This window comes from Bacillus cereus group sp. RP43 (genome assembly GCF_040459645.1).
Classification (GTDB): domain Bacteria; phylum Bacillota; class Bacilli; order Bacillales; family Bacillaceae_G; genus Bacillus_A; species Bacillus_A mycoides_C.
Genome location: NZ_JARVHQ010000001.1, coordinates 1,650,081 through 1,673,271, shown reverse-complemented (window position 1 = coordinate 1,673,271; position 23,191 = coordinate 1,650,081). Strand labels below are relative to the sequence as shown.

Here is a 23,191-nt window from a genome sequence, read left to right as displayed (position 1 = left end):
CATTTCCTTTCTGCAAAAAAAGTACAAGGAAAACACCTTGTACTTTAACTAACTGACTTATTTTCTTCATTTATTTCTTTCTTTGTTTTAACAGGTTTTTTAAAGATAATTAACATGTACAACACAACAAAATATCCAATATATACAAGTACTTCTTCAAGAGATGGCATCGATGAATATCCTAAAAATGCTTTTAAGAAAATACCTAAATCACCGGAAAGAAGAGGTGCAGTACCATGATCACGCAAATAATGAGCATAATCGATTGGATGCTCTGGTAGTAGCCATGTAATATCATATACGTGCGGCATTACGCTGCCAAGTATCTTTAAATCTTGAAGCATAGAAACACCTTGTACAAGAAGTCCTGCTGCAATTAATACGATAAATGCACCTGTTACTTTAAAGAATACTTTGAGTGAAATACGCATCGTTCCTTTAAAGAATAAGAAGCTAACAACCGCTGCAACGAGTAGACCAGATATAGCTCCCCAGCCTTTCATCGCTTCCCCGATGTTTCCTCCTGTAATCGCTGCAAAGAAAAAAACTGTTTCTACACCTTCTCGAAGTACAACAAGAAAAGAATGCACGACCATTCCAATTATATTTCCAGCCGTAATATACTGATTCATTTTATTTTCCATATTGGCTGTCATATTCTTACTATGTTCTGCCATCCAAAATACCATTTGTGTAAGTAAAATGGCTGAAACGAAAATAATGGATATTTTTAAATACATTTCGCTACCCATAGCAGCAAAACCAGTAAATACAACTTGAAAGACTAGGGCGACAATATAACTTGCTACAACCGCAAGCCCTGCTCCTAGCCAAACATATTTTACATACTGCTTACTATCTGTGCGCTTTAAGTACGTTGTAATAATCCCAACGATAAGCAATGCTTCTAATACTTCACGAAATGTAATGAGAAATGCCTGAAGTTGCATTACTCTTCCCCCTCATCCCTACTTGCGTTTTCTTACAGCATATACAATGACCCCAACAAGTATAAGTACAATAACTACGATTGGAGCCCAGTTTTTCAGGCTGCTTAAATCTGTCCACTCTGTTTTTTCCGTTTTATCAGAAACTGCTTTATCTTCTTGACTATTTGCACTAAAGTGTCCTACTTTAAAGTCTTTAATTTTAAACTCTTTTTGTAACTCTGTTAAAATAACGTCTTTGCTTTTCTTAAAAGCCTCTTGATTTGCTTCTTTTTGACCTACTCCAAATAAGCCCGGATTTCCTAATGATTCTAACGCTTTATTAAATTCATCCTTTAGCTTGTTATCCAGCTCTTTATTGTGCTCACCAACAACTGGTGATAATGCTTCATATGTAGCAAATGCTTTAGCTAATAAACGTTTGCTTGTATCATAGTCTTTAAAATTTTCATCTACATTTGTTAAACGACGATTAATATTAAGCGCAAGAATTTTTTGCATATCAGCAATAATATCTTCTTTATTTTGTTTATCAAAGTCCTTCATCATTGCTTTAGAAGGTTCTTTTCCCATATGCTGATCAATTTCTTCTTGCACATTTTCATATACTTTTTTTGCTTCTTTAAAGTTTGCCGGATTTTCATCTAACTTGGTAACCATCTGCTTGTATGCTTCAGCTACTTTTTCTTCGTTCGGATTTCCATACGAATAAGCAAATGTACTTGTTTGCACTGAGAATATTAAGAAAATACCAACAAATAATGATGTAATGATTCTTTTCATGAACGTTCCTCCCGAGGTTAACGATAATTATTACCACTTTCATTATTAAGATAAGAACCGCTCGCTACGAGCACCTCTTATCTTCTGTTAATACATGTGCAGTATAGTCAATTATAACTTTCTCTACTGGACGCTTCATTTCTTTCCAAATTGCCGGAAGCACACGCGTCATATACTTACGAAAAGATATGAAAGAATCGCCTGTTTCTCTTACTTTATACGTAATCGGTACTTCTTGTACTCGAAAGCCTTTTCGTACTAAATTCAAAGTAATAACTTGGGCATAGTTATAATCATGAATAATTTCCCCATGCTCCATCGCTTGTCTAGAAAAAGCACGCATACCTGATTGTCCATCGCGAATCCACTTTCGCAATAACAAACATTGTAGCGTCGTAAAGCAATAATTCCCAAGACGTCGATGTAATCTCATTCCTTGAATGGTTCCCCGAAAACGAGAACCCATCGTATAATCTGCTTCTCCAGTAAAGATAGGTTCAAGTACATTCGGAATTTCATTAGCTGGGTACTCATCATCAGCATCAATCATTACACTAATGTCAGCCCCAAGACGATAGCTTTCCTGCAAACCTGCTCGAACGGCTGCACCAAGTCCTCCGTTTTTTGCAAATGAAACGATGTGATCAGCCCCGGCTTTTTTTGCAACATCTACCGTTCTATCAGTTGATCCATCATCGATAATAAGCACTTCTACCTTTACACTTGGATGAAAATGGCGCGGTACCTTTTGAATAACCTGTGCAATAGAATCCTCTTCATTTAATGCAGGTATAAAAACAATTACTTTCATTCTTTTTCCTGCTCCTTTAGCGCTTCTACTAAGACAGGACCACGACTATGAGATGGATACGGTGCTCCTAATAAATAAGCAATTGTAGGGGCCATAGAAACAAGACTCTTCTTTTCTTCTACTTTTATACCTTGAGCGATATGAGGACCACACATAAAGAATGGTACAAACCGTTCTCCTTCGTCTAAATGCCCATGACCACCAATCCCATCCGCTTGTCCATGATCTGCACAAATGATAAATGTCGTATTTTCTGCTTTTCCTGTTTTCTCTAAATGCTCAATAAATTGCTTCACATGCTGATCTGCTTCATGAATTTTTTGTAAATATTCATCATATAGTACGCCGCGGCTATGACCTGTTTGATCTGTAGAAATAAGCTGGACGATAAATAGATCTGGATCTTGTTCATCCATAATCTTTCTTGCTTTCTCCATAATTTTCGAGTCAACAACATCATTTTTCATCACAGCAGTAAATGTTTCCACATCATCGCCAAACGCGTCGACAAGATGAGCAACCGCCAACATCTTCCCTGTTTTATCCACTTTACGAAGAGAATCAAAAATACTCTCCACGTTCACTCCATGCTTCCAAACCATATTCGATTTAATTCCATGCTCAAAAGAATACGTTCCTGTAAACATAGATGAGAAACATACAACTGTACGAGCTGGATATACAGTTTCCATATTTAAAAACTCTGTCCCTTGTTTTCGAAGGGAATCTAAGTACGGTGTATGTGCTGCCTCAAAACGATCTTTTCGCATACCATCTATCACAATCACAACTACTTTTTCATTTAATGCCTTTTGATTTTCAGGCATGTTTTCTGTATAGCTAGAAATTGCCTTTGGCTGCCAATCAAATAAATTACGGTGTAAAATAAGCGTATATATAAGAAGAGCACCATAAAATATACACAGCACTTTCCAATCTACACCGTTAAATGTACCGCCTGCTTGAAAGAAATCGTAATAGTAATACCAAAGCGAAAGTAATAGTAAGAACTTTGGCATCTGTTCTTGTGCATTCCCACTTGTAGAATCACTATTTTTTAAAACCAGCTTCCAAAACCGTGTGAAGTTCAACCATGATGTACCAATTCGCAAATGATAATATAAAGTTCCCCAAAATAGAATTGTAAAGAAGAAATATAGTCCTAATGCAAAAAAGAATAATGGCAAATGGACCATCTTAAATACAATTAGATATGCAATAAACGGGAACCATAAATAGTTTCTTAAAAACAATGGGAAATCAAACAAATAATATAAAACAAGTAAAGGTACAATGAGGACAAAACTACTAAAAAATGCTGAAATAAAACCAGTTTGTCCAAACTGCGAAATAGAAAACAATAAAAATGTACCGAATACAAAAATAGGTGTAAACGGTTTTCCTTCATTTAGTAAGTTCCAGCAGCGGGCTGCAACTTTTTCAAACTTTGATGCTTTTTTTACTTCTTCCACCGGATGTTTTCCCCCTTCTGACTGACTAGTGAACGCAATTCCATTGGGTATAAGACGAGCAGGATTGCACCCACACCGTAAGAAAATATAAATTTAAAACCGTGACTCATTAATGACCATTCATATGCTACTACTTCCCCTACTCCAAGCGCTCTTAGCGCAAACGTCATTACCGTTTCATATGTTCCAAGACCGCCTGGTGTTAATTGAAATACTTGTCCTGCGATGGTCATACTATTCACCCAAACCGCTTGTATGAATGTAAGAGAACTCGCAATTTCATAAATTACAAAAGCTTCGCAAATCCAGCTCAGTACAATTAGTAAGAGAATGATAACGCCTTGTATTGTAAACAAAACTGCCTTTAATTGCTTCCACTGCCCCTCTACAAATTGCGGTACTTTCTTATACAAAAGAAACAACGTCCCACTTCCGATACATATACAAGCGAGGATAACGGGAACATTCAGTAAAACATTCCCCCACAATATAAACATCCCTACTGTTCCAAATACACCAAGAATAAGCAAATCTAATATACGAAGTATAACAACTGATTGTGTCGCTTCTCCTAACGTCACTTTCTTTTCTTTTGTAATGATCGCAATGCGAACAGCATCCCCTACTTTCAATGGAGAAACATGATTAATAAATAAACTATAAAACAATCCATACAAAGCCTCTTTCATTGTAATATGATGATGAAGATACAATTTCCAAGCGTATGCACGAAAGAAAAATGCAACACCATACATTACAATAAGAAACACTAAGGTATAAGGATGTTTCCATAACTCATATAGTTGTCCCCACAAAGAAGACATTTCAAATGATTGCCACGATATAACCAAAAAAACACATAACAAGAAAATACCACAAAGATTAAACAGTATCCGGATATTTTTTCGCCCAAGCAATAGTCCGTTCCAACCCTTCTGCAAATGATACACGAGGTTCATATCCCAGCTGATTTTTCGCCTTCGAAATATCAGCCCACGTCGATGTTACATCCCCTTGACGATGCGCTTCTCTATTTACGCACATAAGTGGGAAATGTTTCTCTAACTGTGCAAGCAATTCAGTCATTAAAATTGGTGCATTCGAACCTAGATTGTAGACATCACTTCTATTCGACTCTAACGCAAGAGTAATCCCTTCTGTAATATCATCAATGTATGTGTAATCTCTTCCTGTTCCCTTTCCATATACAACAATTTCTTCACCATGTAATAATTTTCGAATAAAGCTTGCTATCGCCATATCAGGACGCCCCCACGGACCATATACAGTAAAGAATCGTAAAATGTTCATTTGAAATCCATACATATATTGATAAGCATGGCAAAGTGACTCCATCCCGTATTTCGATGCTGCATAAGGAGATAAGACACGACCATGTGCCATTTCCTCCTTCAAAGGCATTCCTGTTTGCTCTCCATACACGGAAGAAGAGGATGCTACAATAACTTTCTTTACATTTTCTTCTCCTGCACATGTTAATACGTTACTTGTCCCTTTTATATTAATATCAATATAAGCGCCTGGCATTTCAAGCGATGGTCTCACACCTGGAAATCCAGCTAAATGAATAACTGCATCAACCTTCTCTTGTTGCATGACAGCTTTCACATCTTCTTTATGCAAAATATCGCACTCGTAAAACGGAACCTTTCCATATCGTTGAACTTGTTCAAGTTGAAACTGTTTTCTTGATTTTGCATAGTAAGAGTGGAAATTATCAAGTAACACCACTTGCTTTCCCTGTGCTAACAGTTTCAAAGCAAGGTGACTTCCAATAAAGCCTGCTCCACCAGTAATTAATACTTTCATTCATTTCACTACTCTCTATCACATCATGTAAAAGAAGAAACCCTGTCAAAACAAGGTTTCTTCAAAAAAACAATATCGTATCCGCAGACTATTTCGCTACTTCAACAGCTTTATTTAGCGCAGACTCAAGCTGTGGTAACAATTTATCAGCCTCTTCTTTCTTTTTAGCTTTTACTGCCTCTAAATAAGACTGTGCTGTTTTTGTTAACTCTGCTGTTTCCTGCTCACCAAGCACTGTTTTTAAATCATTTTCGATGATATTAATGAACAATGCACCTTCTAACGCTGTAATAGGACCTTTGTCTTTTCCGAAGTTTTCTTGACTTTCTTTATACTCACCTAATGCAACTTTTGCGAAACCACGTACAAATGCTTGATTTACAGCTTTTGCATCCACTGTTTTCACATCCGTTTTTAGGTCAAACTGCTTTAAGATAAAGTCCGCATCTTCAGGAGCTGCTTTTTTCATATACGAGTAGATAGCTTGATAAAATGCCCATCCCTCTGCTTGTTCAATTTTCGCTGTCTTCTCATCAGTTTTTGCTGCTTCTACCATTTTTGTAGCATAGCCATGTGGAACTCCACCTGTCGCAAAATAGAACGTTTTCATTATTGTTTTATCTACAACTTGCTTACCAAGTGCAAATGCCAGTTTGTCGTCTTTATCAATGGCTGCTTGCATTTCATCAAAGCCGCCTTTAATTTGAGAAGTCATTTGTGTACCATATGCTGTATCGCGTTTTCCAACTGTACCTTCTACACCCTTATAAAACGCAAGTGCTTCATCCATTTCTTTTTTCACAACATCTTTTTTGCCCCAGTTTGTATCAATTTCTTTAAAATCATGGCGCATTGATTGGAAGAATTCTTTTTGCATTAATTTATCAAATAGTTGCTTTACAACCATTGGTTCCATTTCTTTCTTTTTTCCTGCTTCTAATGCAGCTGTAATTGTTTGGTCGATTTGTTCACTGAATTCACCGTCACGCTTTTGAACAAGTGATTGTAATTTTTCTTTATATAGCTTTGTTACCTTATCGAAGTCAACCTCTTTGCCATCTTTCGCTTTTTCAAGTTCAGCTATCCCATCTTTGTAAGCTTGTACAAAGTCAGCTTCTTGTTGTTTTGTTTCTTCTTTTTTCACAGTCTGTTCTGTCTTTTTATCTTGTGCTTCCGATGCTTTTGTTTCCTCTTTTGCACAACCTGTAAAAAGAAGAGATGTTACCGCAGCTGCAGATAATACTTTTAACTTGAATGTCATGAATTATTTCCCCCTACTACCCCTAAATGATAGTGATTTTCATTATTGTCAAATTGATTATAAAAGCGCTTACCATATATGTCAACATAAACATTGCATAAGTTGTCACATTTACATATGGTAATTTCGACCAATTTAAGAAAGCTTAATAAAAAGGCATCTGATCCTTTTTATTAAACCACGAAAATATAGGTTTTTTGTTTGGATTTTGACTTAAAAACCCCCTGCTATGCATGGGACATCGTACAAAATCTGGAACTATCATAACCGTTCAGGTTATGATAGTTTTTAGTTATGGAACCAAATATACTGAAACGTATTTTCTTTAATAGACATAATCATTAGGAACAATTTATAATCAAATATGGTATAAAAATTCAATAAATCTCTTTGGAATGAATTTTAAAATTCATACGATTCGGATACCTTAAAAATGAATTTAAATTGTTTGGATGTGAGGGTTGTCATCAAGTTCGAAAAGATCTTATCGTTGTAAAGGGCGATTTTGTATAACCTCTTCTGTAGGAAAATGTGATGCAACAGAGAATATTCCTTATTCTGTTGTAAGAGGATTTGATGTGATTAATATAGGCGATTGGACTATTCCACCTATCTTTTCCTGTGAACAATATAGTGGAGATATGTATCCAGAAGATTACACAGGAGTATTGCTAGGACTACGTACAGACTATCAAATATTCGCTAAATCAAAAAGCTTTTACCTTATCATCTCTTCTCATTTCTGGTACGAGTAGATCTTTTCATATGTCACCAATTGTACTTATCCACCAATATTAAACTAAAAACTAGCACTAATTTCAGAAGGGTGATCATTTTATGGATATATGTATTATAGGCTCTGGCTATGTTGGACTAACATCAGCAGTAGTATTAGCCGATTTAGGACATCATGTTATCTGTGTTGATAAAGATCAAAATAAAGTTAACGCTCTCCAAAAAGGAGAGTATCCTATCTATGAACCAGGTTTAACAGAACTTATGCACAAACATCGAAAACGGTTACAATTCCGTAGTGATGTTGATCAAGTTATTCAACAAACACCAGTTATTCTTATTGCTGTAGGAACTCCTTCCATGTCTAATGGAAAAACAGATTTAACATATATTTACTCTGTTATCGATATGTTAGCTCAAACTATAAAATCATATAAAACCATTATCACGAAAAGTACGGTTCCACCAGGTACCAATCAACTCATGCGGGAAATGCTTATAAAAAAAGGTGTAGAATCCTCACTTTTTAATATCGTTTCTAATCCAGAGTTTCTTCGTGAAGGCTCCGCTGTTCATGACATGCTCTTTCCAGATAGAACAGTCGTGGGCATACAAAAAGATGACACAAAGTCACTAGAAATTATGCAAGCACTATATAAAGGTATTCAAGCACCGTTCTTTCCTACAAGTTTAAATGAGGCGGAAATGATTAAATATGCATCTAATGCGTTTTTGGCTACGAAAATATCTTTTATAAATGAAATTGCTAGAATTTGTGACGCTTATCACATTGATATTACTGAAGTAGCAAAAGGAGTTGGGTATGACTTTCGAATCAATCCCCATTTTCTTCAAGCAGGACTTGGTTATGGAGGATCCTGTTTTCCAAAAGATTTGAATTCATTAATTTACACAGCAAATAGTAAACAAGTACCGGTCCCTATTTTACAAGCTGTACAATCTATCAATTCGACACAAGTAGATCTCTATATTGAAAAAATCAAAAACAATTTAAAAAATCCTTCTTCAATCAGATTAACAATTTTAGGGATTTCCTTTAAACCAAATACAGATGATACACGCTACTCTCTCTCTGTAACACTTATTGAAAAATTAATTCCGCTCGGTTACGAAATTCACGCCTATGACCCAATAGCCCTTCTCCCTTCTCATATGAAAAAACAAGTTACACAACATACTAAATTGGAACCTTCTATTACAAATTCGGATTGTATAATTATTGCCACAGAATGGGACGAATTTAAAACACTTGATTGGCAAGAAGTAAAAAGATTAATGCGCGGATGCAAAATCGTTGATGGCCGCAATTGTATTAAACAAAATGAAATAGTAAAACACGGTTTACAATATATTGGGATTGGTCATCGATAAATACTTCGTAGGAAACGGGAGTTCTGGATAACCAGAATCTCGTTTCCTATGAAGTTGAATATCCAGCGTCTATCCCCTTTTTGTCAATTTCTCAATATAAATAGCACCATTTCCCTTTAACTTTTATATAGGTTTCATCCATTTCCCAAGATAGTTCTGCTCTTTTGTTTTTCTTCTTCCAAATTTGATAGTTAAGATTTTCCCCTCCATGAACCCATCGCATAATGGTTGTTGGCTGAACCGAGATGCTACCTTCCTTCAGAATTTCAGATATATCACGATAACTTAAAGAAAAACAACAATAGTTATATAATTAAATTCCATTAACCTATATAAATAACTAGTCCAAAAAAATATATATGCATATCATGTTATAGTAAAGAATTTAGGAAATCCTAAAAAGGAGGCATTTTCATGTTTGAAGATAAATCTAAAATAAATTACCCATATGAATTTACAGAAACTACAACAGTTCCTCTAAAGAACCCCATTGATAAAAAATTCAAGAACGGCACAGATACACATAATTTCCCAATTAAAAAACACTACAAAGAACAGGTGCTATATACTGAAAAAATTAATAATAAAAATAAATAATTGTATAGATCCTTATAACAATTAACCAAATAAAAATCAATATTTGGCTATGCATAGTTACGTTTTTAACAATGTGTAAATCTTCATTATACAATTCACGCACCTTTTAAAAAGTGCTGATATACAGCGCTTTTTTTATACATAGATACATTAAAGCTGTCTTATCCTAGAAATAAACTACCTTACAACCTTAAGTATGATTGCTCAAATTTGAATAAACTGTAAAATCACTCCACCCTATTCTCGTTTAACAATTAATTCTACATATTAAAAGGGAGCAACATTAATATGTCGCTCCCCTCTTACATCTAATTTTATTATCCCTACATAACCCTCTTAAACATCTTCTCCAATTCATAAGTAGAATGATGCACAAGAATCGGTCTTCCGTGCGGGCATGTATATGGATTTGTTGTTGTACGCAGCTCTTCGAGTAAAGCAAATATTTGATCGTTCGTTAAATATTGATTTGCTTTAATCGACGCTTTACAGCTCATCATGATGGCAGCTTCTTCTCGTAGTTTTTTAATATCCACTTTTTTTAGTTTAACAACTTGCTCCATCATTTCGTCGATAATTTCTGTTTCCTGTCCTTTCGGGAACCAAGTTGGATGCGAGCGGACGATAAAGGATTGATGGCCGAATTGCTCTAAAAATAGACCAACTTTTTTCAGTTCTTCTAGCTGTTCTTCAACACGTAAAAATTCAGTAAGAGATAAATCAATACGGTACGGTACAAGTAGTTCTTGTACTTCTTGCGTTACTCTTCCTACTTTATCACGAAAATATTCATAGTTGATACGTTCCTGCGCTGCATGCTGATCAATCATATATAATCCATTATCATTTTGAGCGAAAATATATGTTCCATGCATTTGTCCAATTGGATAAAGCGGTGGTAAGTCATTACCGTTCATTTCAATCTCTTTTATTTCTCCGACTTCTTCTTCCAATTCCTCTAATTCAAAGTCGTCATCGTTACTGTTCCACGATTTCTCTTCTCGGATCGGTTCTTCGATTATCGGTTTAGAGGATGGCTGCCAACTTTGCTCTTCTCTTACTAATGACTGTGGTGGTTGCCATTCTTGCTTCGGCGGTTGCCAAAGTTGTGCTGGCTGTTTCACAGTCATTGGTTCTTCTTGTTTCTCATCCATTCCTGTCGGTAAAACAATATTAGGCATAGATGGTTCTTTCGGCTTCGTATGCTCAAACTGGAATTGCCCTTGCACACTTTCGTCTTTTTCTTTTTTCTTCGTTGTTACTCCAGCATCAGGAATAAGCTGTATTTTTTTGAATGCAGCTTGCAATGTTTCTTCGATAAGCTTTAGCAATTCTTGTTCTTTACTAAAGCGAACTTCTAATTTTGCTGGATGTACGTTGACATCAACAAGCATTGGATCCATTTCAATTGATAAGAAACCGATTGGGTATCGTCCGATTGGCAGTAACGTATGATATCCTTGCTGAATTGCTTTCATTAATACGAAATTTCGAACGTAACGGCCATTTACAATCGTTGACATATAGTTACGAGATGCTCTCGTTACTTCTGGTAATGTTACATAACCTTTAATGGTAAAGTCTAAAGACTCAGCTTCAATCGGAATCAGCTTCTTCGCAACTTGAATGCTGTAAATCGATGCAAGTACTTGTCTTACATCACCGTTTCCTGACGTATGAAGCAATTTCTTTTCATTATGAAACAGTTTTAACGATACTTCTGGATGCGACATTGCAATACGATACACGATATCTGTAATATTCCCAAGCTCTGTATGAATAGTTTTCATATATTTAAGGCGCGCTGGTGTATTAAAGAATAAGTTTTGTACTGTAATATCTGTTCCTTTTCGGCTCGCCGTTTTCTCTTGTTTTATAATGTCTCCACCTTTAATAATAAGGTGTGTACCAGGCGCATCACCTGTGCTTGTGATTAATTCTAATTCACTTACAGAAGCAATACTCGGCAATGCCTCACCACGGAAACCGAGCGTTCTTATACGAAATAAATCATTTTCATCTTTAATTTTACTCGTTGCGTGGCGTTCAAACGCAACGATACAATCTTCTTCGGCAATGCCATCTCCATTATCAATGATGCGAATTTTTGATAAACCAGCTTCTTCTAAGTGGATTTCAATAGATGTACTATTCGCATCGATAGAATTTTCCACAAGTTCTTTTACGACTGAGGCAGGGCGCTCTACTACTTCCCCTGCCGCAATTAAGTTAGAGAGTTGGTCATCGAGTTTGCGAATTTTCCCCATCTACTTACTCATCCTTTCTTTAACTTTTTTTGTAAACGATACAGTTCATTCATCGCGTCTAAAGGCGTCATATCGAGTAAATCAATCTTTTTAATTTGCGCAAGTACTGCTGCTTCTTTTTGATCTAACACTGACTTGTCTTGCTTTTTCGAAGACTGTTCTGCACTAAAGAAAGATAGTTGTGATTCTTCTTCAGTCTCTACTTTCGTTTCTTGTATTTCGGCTTGTTCTTCTTTTACAACTGCAGGTTCAGGAATAACTTCTTGTACTTTTACTTCTACACGCTTCGGAATAATAATTTCTTCCTGTCCTTCTAGTTGTGCTAACACTTCTTTCGCGCGAGCGATTAAGCTATCTGGAAGCTCAGCAAGTTGAGCAACGTGAATTCCGTAACTTTTATCAGCCGCTCCATCTTGAATTTTATGAAGGAAGACTACTTTTCCATTCTCTTCAATAGCGGAAACATGTACATTTTTCAATTGTTCTAAGCTTTCTTCTAACACTGTCAATTCATGATAATGTGTAGAGAATAACGTTTTCGCACCAATTTGGTCATGAATATGTTCAATGATTGCTTGTGCAAGTGCCATACCGTCATACGTAGATGTACCGCGTCCAATTTCATCAAATAAAATTAAACTTCTTTCTGATGCATTTGCAATTGCATTTTTCGCTTCTAACATTTCGACCATAAATGTACTTTGACCTGATATTAAATCATCCGCTGCACCAATTCTCGTAAAGATTTGATCGAAGACAGGTAATACTGCTTCTGTCGCTGGTACAAAGCAACCAATTTGTGACATAACAGTAACAAGCGCTAATTGCCTCATATACGTACTTTTACCAGACATGTTCGGTCCTGTAATTAAAAAGACATCCATCTTCTCCGGCATAATACAATCATTCGGTACATACAATTTCCCGTTCAATACTTTTTCAACGACAGGATGACGACCATCTTTAATAAAGATTTCGCGCTTAGTTGTTAATACAGGTTTTACAAACTGCTCTTCTTCACTAACTGTCGCAAAGCTTTGCAGTACGTCTAGTTCACTAATTACTTTTGCTAAATGCTGTAATTTCGGAATGAATACTTTTACTTCTTCGCGAAGTGCTGTAAATAAATCGTATTCTAATTGTACAATTTTCTCTTCTGCTTCTAAGATTAATGTTTCTTTTTCTTTTAGTTCATCTGTTATGAAACGCTCTGCATTTGCAAGTGTTTGTTTACGCTCATAGCGCCCTTCTGGAAGTGCTGCAAGATTCGCCTTCGTCACTTCAATGTAGTAGCCGAAAATACGGTTGTACCCAATTTTTAATGATTTAACCCCTGTAATATCACGCTCTCGTTTTTCAAGCTCAGCGATCCACGTTTTTCCGTTTTTACTAACGTAACGATATTGATCAAGCTTGTCATTATAACCGTCTTTAATTATATCTCCGTCTTTAATAGAAAGCGGTGGGTTTTCTTGGATACTTCTTCCTAGTAATTCAGTTAAGGTCTCACATGGATCCGCACCTTGAATTAATCTTGCTGCATAAGCATTATCTAAAAGACTAATCGCTTCTAAAATAGCTGGTACTTGCAGTAAAGAACGTCTTAACTGTAATAAGTCCCGTGCATTTACATTACCAAATGCAACTTTCCCTGCTAAACGCTCTAAATCATATACTTCTTTTAACTTTTCTTTTAAATCTTCACGTAAAAAGTAATCATTTACAAACGTTTCAACCATTTCTAAACGCTCTTCAACTTTTTCTTTCTGGATAAGTGGACGTTCCATCCACTGTTTTAACATACGCCCACCCATAGCCGTTTTTGTTTTGTCTAATAGCCATAATAATGAGCCTGTCTTTTCCTTCGTACGAAGAGTCTCTGTTAACTCTAAATTGCGTTTTGAATGCACATCAATTTTCATAAATTGGTTCGTGTAATAAATTTCTACTGGTTGCAAGTGATCTAACGAACGTTTTTGTGTTCTTATCACATAGTTAAATAAGCGTCCAATTGCTTTAATTAATTTTGCTTGTGAAACATTTTTCACAAGATGTTCTAATCCTTCTGGAATAGCTGTTGCATCTTCATACGAAATCGTCATTTTTAATGTTTCAGTTAATTTATTTAATTCATCTTTTGAAAATGTAGAATCTACAACAATTTCTTTTGAACCAGTCGCATAAACTTCTAATAAAATATCTTCTACTGAACCAGTTAATAACGTCACTGTATTTTGTCCAGTCGTTAAGTCATTACAAGCTAGCGCATAAGATCCATCTTCGAAATGTGTTAATGCTGCTAAGAAGTTATTCTCCTTCTCGTCTATTGTACGCCCTTCCATCATCGTTCCTGGTGTAATTAGTTGTACTACTTCACGACGTACTACACCTTTAGCTGTTTTTGGATCTTCCACTTGCTCACAAACAGCTACTTTATATCCTTTTTCAACAAGTTGTTCAATATAATTTTTAGCTGCATGATGTGGTACACCACACATTGGTATACGTTCACTACTACCACCATCTCGGCTTGTTAATGTAATTTCAAGTTCATGAGCTGCTTTAACCGCATCTTCAAAGAACATTTCATAAAAATCACCTAATCGGAAAAATAAAAAGGCATCTTGATAGTCTGCCTTAACCTTTAAGTATTGCTGTATCATAGGCGTATATTGCGTCATGTCTTTCCTCCATAATTCTTGCATAATAATCTATATTCATATATATCACACTTCACGGACACCCTATCTCCTATTCCAGGAGTCTTTCCTCATTATAGCACATTTCATAAGGAATCATGTCCATTCAGCACTACTTATGTATTGTAAAAAGCTAGGAAGAACTTCTCCCTAGCTTTCTCTTACTCTTCTTCTGCATCGACGATAAAGTTCGGATCTAATTCTTCAAACTCATCATCATCGACTTGGAAATCCTCGTCTGATTCTACGCAACCTTCAGGGTTTACACTTACACAAATTTTCGTTTCCCCAACTACTTCTGTTACAAATTCACGTTCTACCGTCACAACAATTTTATTACCATTTGGTGATACAAGAGCTTCTAAACAATTTGGCGGCTGAATTACACGAGCGATAATTTCTAAATCGTCACCAGAGAAGTTTTTATCACGATACCCAATGCTTACTTCATCAGTGTAGTTAACACGTTCTGTTACAACTTCAGTCTTTGTGTTTCCATCAAATGAATACCAAGTGTTTACATCATAGAAACCTTCAATTTCCACATGTTTCCCATTCTTTCTCGCTTCGTACGAATGGTTAATTACCCAGCACCCTAAAATACTTGTTGGCTCATTATTCGATTCACATGTATGCGTTGACTTTGTATACTTACGTCCTTTTCCAACCACTGCTTTTGTAATAATCTCTCTAAATTCGGACATTCGTAACCCTCCTCAATCACTATTCACTTAATCATATGCGTGACAATAGCGGAATGTGTCATTCTTTTTTTGAGAAGAATTTCTGATATAACCCAATAAAAAAAAGAGATGTCAATAAGACATCTCTTTAACAACCACAATTTCCTTTTTTACCCTCTACTGCTGCACCAGTTTCACCCTTCAATACATCGCCGCCAGTTGAAACTAATATTTCATCTGTTACATTGTTAGAAATGGTACTAGCAACTAGCTGTAGTAAGTCATTTACATACGTTTGTGAAGATTTAAACTCCTGTACAACTGGGATATTATCTAACTTATCTTGAAGTGCATCAATTTCAGCTTCTACTTTTTTCAAAGCTTCCCATTTCCCATAATGTTGCAAGTTTACTGCTTGTTTTTGCAAAGCTTTTATTTCATCAATTGCTCGCTTTACATTTTCATTTTTATGAATTTGTGCTTCTGCTCGCTTAAAGAAATCGACTTCTTCTGTTTCAGAGATCATTTTCGCTAATTCTTTCGCTTGCTCAACAATTTCATCTTTCGTATATACTTTCATCTATTATTTCACCTCAATCGGTTCCTTAACCAATTCCCCGTTAAGAGACCAAGTTTTTGCTTCCGTTACTTTTACTTTCACAAGCTGACCAATTAAAGATTTTGAAGCAACAAAGTTTACAAGTTTATTCGTACGCGTGTATCCCGCAAGTACTTCAGGGTTATTCTTACTTTCTCCATCAACTAATACTTCTACAATTTGTCCTATATAACACTTGTTTTTATTAACTGCATATTCATTCACTAGTGTATTTAAGCGTTGTAATCGCTCTTTCTTCACTTCCATTGGAACATTATCTTGCATTTTTGCAGCTGGTGTACCTTCACGCGGAGAATAAATAAATGTAAATGCCGTATCAAATCCTACTTCACGATATAACGACATCGTCTCTTCAAACTGTTCGTCCGTTTCATTTGGGAAACCAACGATAATATCAGTCGTTAGTACTGCATTTGGAATTGTTTCTTTAATTTTTCGTACAAGCTCTAAATAGTGTTCTCGCGAATATTTACGTGCCATAATTTTAAGCATATCTGTACTACCAGATTGAACTGGTAAGTGGATATGTTCTACTAGGTTACCACCTTTTCCAAGAACATCAATTAAATGATCATCAAAATCACGTGGATGACTTGTTGTAAAACGAATACGTGCGATATCGATTTTACGAAGTTCATCCATTAAATCGCCAAGACCATATTGTATATCTTCAAAGTCTTTACCGTATGCGTTTACGTTTTGACCAAGTAACGTAATTTCTCTATAACCGTTCGCAGCTAAATGGCGAATTTCTTTAATAATATCTTCTGGACGTCTGCTACGCTCTTTTCCGCGTGTATACGGTACAATACAATATGTACAGAACTTATCACAGCCATACATAATATTTACCCAAGCTTTAATATCACCACGACGTACTTTCGGAAGGTTTTCAATTACATCCCCTTCTTTTGACCAAACTTCAACTACCGTCTCTTTTGAGAACATTGCGTCCTTTAAGATATACGGTAATCTATGAATATTATGTGTACCGAACACCATATCTACATGCTGATTTTTTTGCATAATTTTATTTACAACAGATTCCTCTTGAGACATACAACCACATACACCAATTAAAAGATCCGGATTTCTTCGCTTTAATGATTTTAAATGACCAAGTTCACCGAACACTTTATTTTCAGCGTTTTCACGAATTGCACAAGTGTTTAATAAAATCACATCTGCCTCTTCAGTTGAAAAAGTTGGCTCATATCCAAGTGTTGTAAAAATCCCAGCCATTACTTCTGTATCATGCTCATTCATTTGACAGCCATATGTACGAATGTAAAACTTTCTTCCTGCGCCAAAATTACGGAACTCTTCAGGTAAGCCAAAATCTCGTTCAATTTTAACTTCTTCTTTCCCACGCTTTTTCGCCAATTTCAAGGAAGGTGGTTGGTATACACTTTCAAAGTATTTACTATAATCTTTCTCTTCTTTTTTCGTAGAGGAATTTGCTTGTCGACTTGCTAATCGTTGTTGCTCGTTCATCGGTAATCTCCTTTCACCCTTAACTATACACTCTGTAGTCCATTTTAATGCGCTTAGACCCATCTCAATGATGTTAGATAGCTTGAGAGATAACTTGCCCTTTGAAACTTGAGTAATCGATCTAATCATCCGTAAGAATGAAGTCTTCCCCACACAAATAGACATTCCCTTTTTATTATTTCATCTTGTCCTACCCAAAAGCATATTGCTTTATCCCTATACACATTATCATAGTATAGAACGTTTAGCCAATTTTAAAGAAGAAGAAGCCTTATCCTATATTACATTTCACAGTTAATGAACATGCTATTTTTATACAACGATTTATATATTATTTTATCATTCCGAATTTTCTAAGTAAACAAATCTATTAATTATTTTTATTCACTCAAAAAGAAGGTTGCCAAGTGGCAACCTTCTCTCCGATCATTACATAAATTCAGCAACAAGCTCATCAAACATTTTCTGATCCATATTCAAATCAGCTTGCACTAAAGGCTTTTCACTATAGTCTTTTACAAGCTCTTGGTAAGAAGGCTGCTTTGTATTTTGATAAATTAAACCTGTTACTAACCCGTTCTTTTCCATTAATGTTTGCATAGCCATCATGCGGTTAGATGGATCATATCCTTCTACTGTACTTAGTTTCGTTAAATTCTCTTTAAACCAATCATAAGTATTTACTTTATTATAAGTAACACATGGACTAAATACATTAATTAATGAAAAGCCTTTATGGTTAATACCAGCTTCAATAATTTGCGTTAATTCTTTTAAATCACTTGAAAAGCTTTGCGCCACAAATGTCGCACCAGCTGTTAAAGCCATTTCCATAACATTTAGTGATGGTTCAATTGAACCTTGTGGTGTACTTTTCGTTTTAAATCCAGCTTCACTACGTGGTGAAGTTTGACCTTTTGTTAATCCGTAAATTTGGTTATCCATTACGATGTACGTAATATCAATGTTACGACGAATAGAATGGATTGTATGTCCCATACCAATCGCAAAACCATCACCGTCACCACCGGATGCAATAACTGTTAAATCACGATTTGCCATTTTCACACCTTGTGCAATCGGAAGAGCACGTCCGTGAATACTATGCAAACCATATGAATTAATATACCCTGAAATACGACCGGAACAGCCGATACCAGAAATAACAGCTAGCTCATCTGGATTTAAACCAACGTTAGCTGCCGCACGCTGAATCGCAGCCTGCACCGAGAAGTCTCCGCAACCTGGGCACCAGTTTGGTTTTACACTGTTACGAAAGTCCTTAAATGTTGCCATTTAATACAACCCCTTTTTTACATTCGTTGTAAATCTCTTTCGGCAAGAATGGATTTCCATCGTATTTTAAAAGACTAGAAATTTTCTCACCATTGCCAAGATTCATTTTCATAATGTTAGCAAGCTGACCAGTTGCATTGTTTTCTACTACTACAACACGCTTCGCTTTTTTCACAAGTGGATCGATTTCAGCTGTTGGGAACGGATGAATTAAACGTACATGGGCATGGTTGACTTTCATTCCTTCTTGTTCCAAACGCTGCATTGCCTCTTCGATCGCACCACGAGTTGAGTTAAAACCAACTAACAATACGTCTGCGTCATCATGCTTAGCATTTTTGTAAATAGGGGTATTAAACTGCAAGTTCGCCATTTTACGGAAACGTTTGTCCATTTGATCTTTACGATTTAACGCTGATTCAGATGGTTTACCCGTTTCATCATGTTCTACACCTGTAACATGGTGAATACCATTTTTCATACCAGGTAAAACACGTGGTGAAATTCCATCTTCTGTTACTTCATAACGCTTGAAGTATGCTTTATTTTCACGTTCTGGTAATTCTACTTCTAAATCAAGCTTACCACGACGAATTTCCACTTTATCTAACTTAAGTGGTTCTACTGTTTGCTTTCCTAAAGAAAGCTGTAAATCTGTTAAGAAAATAACAGGCACTTGATATTCTTCTGCTAAGTTAAACGCTTCTACAATATCATAGAAAGCTTCTTCAACTGTACTTGGCGCCATTACGATTTTTGGAATCTCACCATGCGTTCCGTAAATCATAGCCATTAAGTCAGACTGCTCTTGTTTTGTTGGTAAGCCCGTACTTGGACCACCACGTTGTGTATCAATGATAACTAGCGGTGTTTCAGTAATACCTGCTAAACCAATTGCTTCCATCATTAAAGAAAGACCAGGACCAGCAGATGCTGTTAATGTACGAACACCAGCGTAGTTTGCACCGATCGCCATTGTACAAGCTGCGATTTCATCCTCAGTTTGGATTACTGTTCCGCCGACTTTCGGTAACTTTTTAATTAAATATTCCATAATTTCAGATGCAGGTGTGATTGGATATGCAGACATAAAGCGAGCACCACCAGCCACCGCACCAAATGCGATTGCGTCGTTTCCAATCATAAACATGCGTTTCTTACCGTCAGCTTTTTCAAGCTGCATCATGTTTACTTTCTCACCAAGCAATTCTTTCATGTATTGAGAGCCGCGTTTAATTGCTTCCATATTCTTTTGAACGACTTGCTCTCCTTTACGACCAAAGATTTCTTCAACAACCTCTAAATAAGCTGTTTCGTCTAATCCTAATACCGCACTAGATGCTCCAACAGCAACCATGTTTTTCATTAAAGATGTGCCTAATTCTGAAGCGATATCTGTAAACGGTATCACATATAGATTTACATCTGTATTATCAGGTATTGTCGGATTAAATTTCGCATCCGCAACTACAATTCCGCCCGGACGTAGTTCGTGGAAGTTAAAATCAATTGTTTCTTGATCAAAAGCAATTAAAATATCTAAATCATCTGAGATCGCACGTACTTCTGTTGTACTTACACGAATTTTATTATTTGTATGGCCGCCTTTAATACGTGATGAGAAGTGGCGGTAACCGTATAGGTAATATCCTAATCGGTTTAATGCAATACAGAAGATTTCTCCTGTACTTTCAATTCCTTCACCTTGTTGGCCTCCAACTTTCCATGAAAGTTGACTAATCATCTCCTACACCCCTTTTGGCTGCATTCATTGTAGTGTATTTTTTTACAGTAATAGTTTAGCATTTTTTATGCAAATAAACTACAATGGACGCAAATTATGCCTCTTCTGATTTCCCTTAATCTTTAGTATAATGCTATTTCGTTTACCATTCTAGTATTAGGTCTTAAAAAAATCAATAAATTCAAGTGTATTTATTTTAATTTTTCTGAATTTTTAAAATGCATCCTTTAGAACGTTATACAGTCAACAAAATTTTTATACAAAAATCGCTCTACAGTTGATTCACTATACTTTTTACACAGTTGATTAATTATATTTTCATAATCCCTATATGCTTCTACACCTACAACAGTTTCTAAAATCCCATCAAAATCAGAACCGAATCCTATATTTTTTTCTCCACCTAATGAACAAATATATTCCACATGCCTTAATATATCTGCTATATTCGCTTGTCTTTCATTCGTTAAAAACTGCGGTACGAAAGTAATACCAATAATGCTATTTTTCTTTATAAGAGCTCTTATTTGTTCATCTGTTAAATTGCGTGGATGCCCACAAAGTTGATAACAGTTTGAGTGAGATGCAATTGGTTTTTTAGCAATTTCAATAACATCCCAAAAGCTTCTTTCATTTAAGTGAGACACATCGATCCATAAATGTAACGTATTAAGTTCTTGTACAACTTGTCTACCAAATGCAGTTAAACCTGCTCCACGTGCCTCTAGCGCTCCATCAGCTAACAGATTGGCATAGTTCCATGTCAATCCAAAAGAACGTACACCTAAGCGATAAAACAAACGTAATTTCATCGCTTCTTTTCCAATTGCTTCGCATCCTTCTAATGTTAATAATGCTCCAATCTCGTCCTGTTTTAGCATGTTAATATCGTTTTTTGTCTGAATAAACTTCATTCCTGGTAGCGATAGAATTTCATTATGAAAAATATCTATCATTTGCAGCGCAACTTCAAAACGCTTTTCATACGCTACTGTTTCTGGTACATATATAGCAAAGCATTGTATACTTCCTTTTCTTTTCTTTAATTGTTCAAATGTAATATGTAATTGTGAATCGTTTTGAAAGTCTTTTTTTCCCTTTGCACTCCATAACTGAAAGAGCACATCGCAATGAGCATCAAAAATTTTCATTTTCATATTCCTCCATTACAAAAACAACCTGTCTGCATACATGCAAACAGGTTGTTTCAACTTAACGAGGTTCTACAATTAATTTTATCGCTGTACGCTCTTCACCATCAATCATAATATCTGTAAACGCTGGGATACAAATCAAGTCCAAACCGCTAGGCGCTACAAATCCTCTTGCAATTGCTACTGCCTTTACCGCTTGGTTCAATGCACCTGCACCAATAGCTTGAATTTCTGCTGTTCCGCGTTCGCGAATAACACCTGCAAGTGCACCAGCTACAGAATTAGGGACCGACGTTGCTTTAACTTTTAATATTTCCATTCCGCGTTTCCTCCTCGTTTCTATAAAAAGTAATAGCAATTATTTCACTTTAACTTATATTCACGAGGAATGGCACGTATTCCTGCTAAATTTCTGTAATTTTTCTAAAAAATTAAAATATAATAAATTCTCTAACTTTTCATTAAAAATCAGTCAAAAAACGGTTGGTCATCATTAATTAAAATGCGCTCAATTTTCTTCGCTTTCCCTGTATTAGGATCCACATCAATTAACACTGCACTTAATTGCGTTCTACCATTCGTCACTTCAAAACGTACTGGTAAGTTCGTTAAAAACTTCTTCAATACCGCTTCGCGATCCATACCTAAAATCCCATCATATGGGCCTGTCATACCAACATCTGTAATATAAGCTGTTCCGCTTGGTAAAATACGATTATCAGCTGTAGGAACGTGTGTATGTGTACCTACTACCGCTGTAGCGCGACCGTCTACGTACCAACCTAACGCCTGCTTCTCACTTGTTGTTTCAGCATGAAAATCAATAAAAATAATGTTTGTACGTTTTTTTGCAATGCTGATTAACTCATCCGCTTTACGGAATGGACAATCAATCGGAGGAAGGAAAGTACGTCCTTGTAAGTTAATAACTGCAACTTCTGTTCCATTACAATTTACAAAGATAAGCCCTTTTCCCGGCGCTCCTTCTGGGAAGTTAGCTGGTCTTGCAAGATATTTTGCATCATCGATAAATTCAAATACTTCACGGTTATCCCAAGCATGGTTTCCAAGTGTAACCGCTTGTGCCCCGCACTCTAAAAAGTTTCGATATATTTTTTCCGTAATTCCACGTCCACCCGCAGCATTTTCTCCATTAATAATTGTTACTGTGGGTGTATATTTTTTCTTTAATGCCGGTACGTACTGTTGAATCATGTCTCTACCAGGAGATCCTACTACATCCCCAACAAATAATATTCTCATATGTCTTACCCTTTCTATGTACTACATTTTTTATTACCATACTATAACTTAAAGCTATTTCCTTACAACAGTTACAATTTATCTATTATAAGTTTCTTCACTTGCATACTGCTCATAAATAATTTTCTTTATTTTACCCAATTC

20 protein-coding genes and 1 pseudogene are annotated in these 23,191 nt (G+C 35.9%); 3 read left to right on the top strand and 18 right to left on the bottom strand.

The features are described from left to right. Positions 1 to 44 precede the first annotated feature (44 nt). From QCI75_RS08830 to QCI75_RS08800, 7 genes are all read right to left on the bottom strand, one after another. Positions 45 to 950 (bottom strand): FTR1 family iron permease, encoded by a 906-nt coding sequence (locus QCI75_RS08830; RefSeq protein ID WP_144507949.1) that lies wholly within the window; start codon positions 948 to 950, stop codon positions 45 to 47. 18 nt (positions 951 to 968) lie between these two features. Beyond that, entirely contained in the window at positions 969 to 1,730 is a 762-nt protein-coding gene (locus QCI75_RS08825; protein ID WP_144507948.1) for a hypothetical protein, read from the bottom strand. Between the two features lie 64 nt (positions 1,731 to 1,794). Beyond that, positions 1,795 to 2,541: a glycosyltransferase family 2 protein gene (locus tag QCI75_RS08820; RefSeq protein ID WP_144507946.1), complete on the bottom strand. Its 747-nt coding sequence runs from the start codon at positions 2,539 to 2,541 to the stop codon at positions 1,795 to 1,797. Next, a complete protein-coding gene (locus QCI75_RS08815) occupies positions 2,538 to 4,013 on the bottom strand; it encodes an alkaline phosphatase family protein (RefSeq protein ID WP_144507944.1) in 1,476 nt (491 codons plus the stop codon). The genes QCI75_RS08820 and QCI75_RS08815 overlap by 4 nt, the downstream gene beginning before the upstream one ends. Beyond that, positions 4,001 to 4,930, bottom strand: coding sequence for a lysylphosphatidylglycerol synthase domain-containing protein (locus QCI75_RS08810; protein WP_144507955.1), 930 nt, complete (start codon positions 4,928 to 4,930; stop codon positions 4,001 to 4,003). The genes QCI75_RS08815 and QCI75_RS08810 overlap by 13 nt, the downstream gene beginning before the upstream one ends. Next, positions 4,896 to 5,843 (bottom strand): SDR family NAD(P)-dependent oxidoreductase, encoded by a 948-nt coding sequence (locus tag QCI75_RS08805; protein WP_144507942.1) that lies wholly within the window; start codon positions 5,841 to 5,843, stop codon positions 4,896 to 4,898. The genes QCI75_RS08810 and QCI75_RS08805 overlap by 35 nt, the downstream gene beginning before the upstream one ends. A gap of 88 nt (positions 5,844 to 5,931) precedes the next feature. Beyond that, positions 5,932 to 7,104, bottom strand: a complete 1,173-nt coding sequence (locus tag QCI75_RS08800; RefSeq protein ID WP_144507940.1) for a hypothetical protein — start codon at positions 7,102 to 7,104, stop codon at positions 5,932 to 5,934. A 578-nt stretch (positions 7,105 to 7,682) separates the two neighbouring features. Here QCI75_RS08800 and QCI75_RS08795 point away from each other — a divergent pair. Both QCI75_RS08795 and QCI75_RS08790 read left to right on the top strand, forming a co-directional pair. Next, the gene (locus tag QCI75_RS08795) at positions 7,683 to 7,859 is read left to right on the top strand and encodes a hypothetical protein (protein WP_186320859.1); all 177 of its coding nucleotides are present in this window, start codon (positions 7,683 to 7,685) and stop codon (positions 7,857 to 7,859) included. 82 nt (positions 7,860 to 7,941) lie between these two features. Next, the gene (locus QCI75_RS08790) at positions 7,942 to 9,231 is read left to right on the top strand and encodes a UDP-glucose dehydrogenase family protein (protein WP_144505624.1); all 1,290 of its coding nucleotides are present in this window, start codon (positions 7,942 to 7,944) and stop codon (positions 9,229 to 9,231) included. Positions 9,232 to 9,325: 94 nt separating this feature from the next. Here the strand turns inward: QCI75_RS08790 and QCI75_RS08785 are convergent. Further along, positions 9,326 to 9,535, bottom strand: a pseudogene (locus tag QCI75_RS08785) (DDE-type integrase/transposase/recombinase); the annotation flags it as partial. A 110-nt stretch (positions 9,536 to 9,645) separates the two neighbouring features. On the opposite strand from QCI75_RS08785, the gene QCI75_RS08780 reads away from it, so the two are divergent. Then, the gene (locus QCI75_RS08780) at positions 9,646 to 9,828 is read left to right on the top strand and encodes a hypothetical protein (RefSeq protein WP_144505625.1); all 183 of its coding nucleotides are present in this window, start codon (positions 9,646 to 9,648) and stop codon (positions 9,826 to 9,828) included. A 323-nt stretch (positions 9,829 to 10,151) separates the two neighbouring features. Here the strand turns inward: QCI75_RS08780 and mutL are convergent, their stop codons facing one another. The 10 genes from mutL to QCI75_RS08730 all read right to left on the bottom strand — a co-directional run bounded on the left by mutL (position 10,152) and on the right by QCI75_RS08730 (position 23,047). Continuing rightward, on the bottom strand, positions 10,152 to 12,095 hold the full coding sequence (gene mutL, locus QCI75_RS08775; RefSeq protein ID WP_353760291.1) for a DNA mismatch repair endonuclease MutL: 1,944 nt from the start codon (positions 12,093 to 12,095) through the stop codon (positions 10,152 to 10,154). A gap of 8 nt (positions 12,096 to 12,103) precedes the next feature. Further along, positions 12,104 to 14,776: a DNA mismatch repair protein MutS gene (gene mutS / locus QCI75_RS08770; RefSeq protein ID WP_353760290.1), complete on the bottom strand. Its 2,673-nt coding sequence runs from the start codon at positions 14,774 to 14,776 to the stop codon at positions 12,104 to 12,106. Positions 14,777 to 14,955: 179 nt separating this feature from the next. Next, positions 14,956 to 15,498 (bottom strand): outer spore coat protein CotE, encoded by a 543-nt coding sequence (cotE, locus tag QCI75_RS08765; RefSeq protein WP_001288802.1) that lies wholly within the window; start codon positions 15,496 to 15,498, stop codon positions 14,956 to 14,958. Positions 15,499 to 15,625: 127 nt separating this feature from the next. Then, positions 15,626 to 16,057, bottom strand: a complete 432-nt coding sequence (locus QCI75_RS08760) for a YlbF/YmcA family competence regulator (protein ID WP_144505628.1) — start codon at positions 16,055 to 16,057, stop codon at positions 15,626 to 15,628. Positions 16,058 to 16,060: 3 nt separating this feature from the next. Then, entirely contained in the window at positions 16,061 to 17,590 is a 1,530-nt protein-coding gene (miaB, locus tag QCI75_RS08755; RefSeq protein ID WP_353760289.1) for a tRNA (N6-isopentenyl adenosine(37)-C2)-methylthiotransferase MiaB, read from the bottom strand. 429 nt (positions 17,591 to 18,019) lie between these two features. Further along, positions 18,020 to 18,886, bottom strand: a complete 867-nt coding sequence (locus tag QCI75_RS08750) for a 2-oxoacid:ferredoxin oxidoreductase subunit beta (RefSeq protein ID WP_002088040.1) — start codon at positions 18,884 to 18,886, stop codon at positions 18,020 to 18,022. Next, a complete protein-coding gene (locus QCI75_RS08745) occupies positions 18,873 to 20,630 on the bottom strand; it encodes a 2-oxoacid:acceptor oxidoreductase subunit alpha (protein WP_098777304.1) in 1,758 nt (585 codons plus the stop codon). The genes QCI75_RS08750 and QCI75_RS08745 overlap by 14 nt, the downstream gene beginning before the upstream one ends. A 227-nt stretch (positions 20,631 to 20,857) precedes the next feature. Continuing rightward, positions 20,858 to 21,781, bottom strand: coding sequence for a dipeptidase (locus QCI75_RS08740; protein WP_353760288.1), 924 nt, complete (start codon positions 21,779 to 21,781; stop codon positions 20,858 to 20,860). A 61-nt stretch (positions 21,782 to 21,842) separates the two neighbouring features. Next, complete coding sequence (gene spoVS / locus QCI75_RS08735) at positions 21,843 to 22,103, bottom strand: stage V sporulation protein SpoVS (RefSeq protein ID WP_000404341.1); 261 nt, start codon at positions 22,101 to 22,103, stop codon at positions 21,843 to 21,845. Between the two features lie 149 nt (positions 22,104 to 22,252). Further along, positions 22,253 to 23,047: a TIGR00282 family metallophosphoesterase gene (locus tag QCI75_RS08730; RefSeq protein ID WP_098777306.1), complete on the bottom strand. Its 795-nt coding sequence runs from the start codon at positions 23,045 to 23,047 to the stop codon at positions 22,253 to 22,255. Between the last annotated feature and the right edge of the window lie 144 nt (positions 23,048 to 23,191).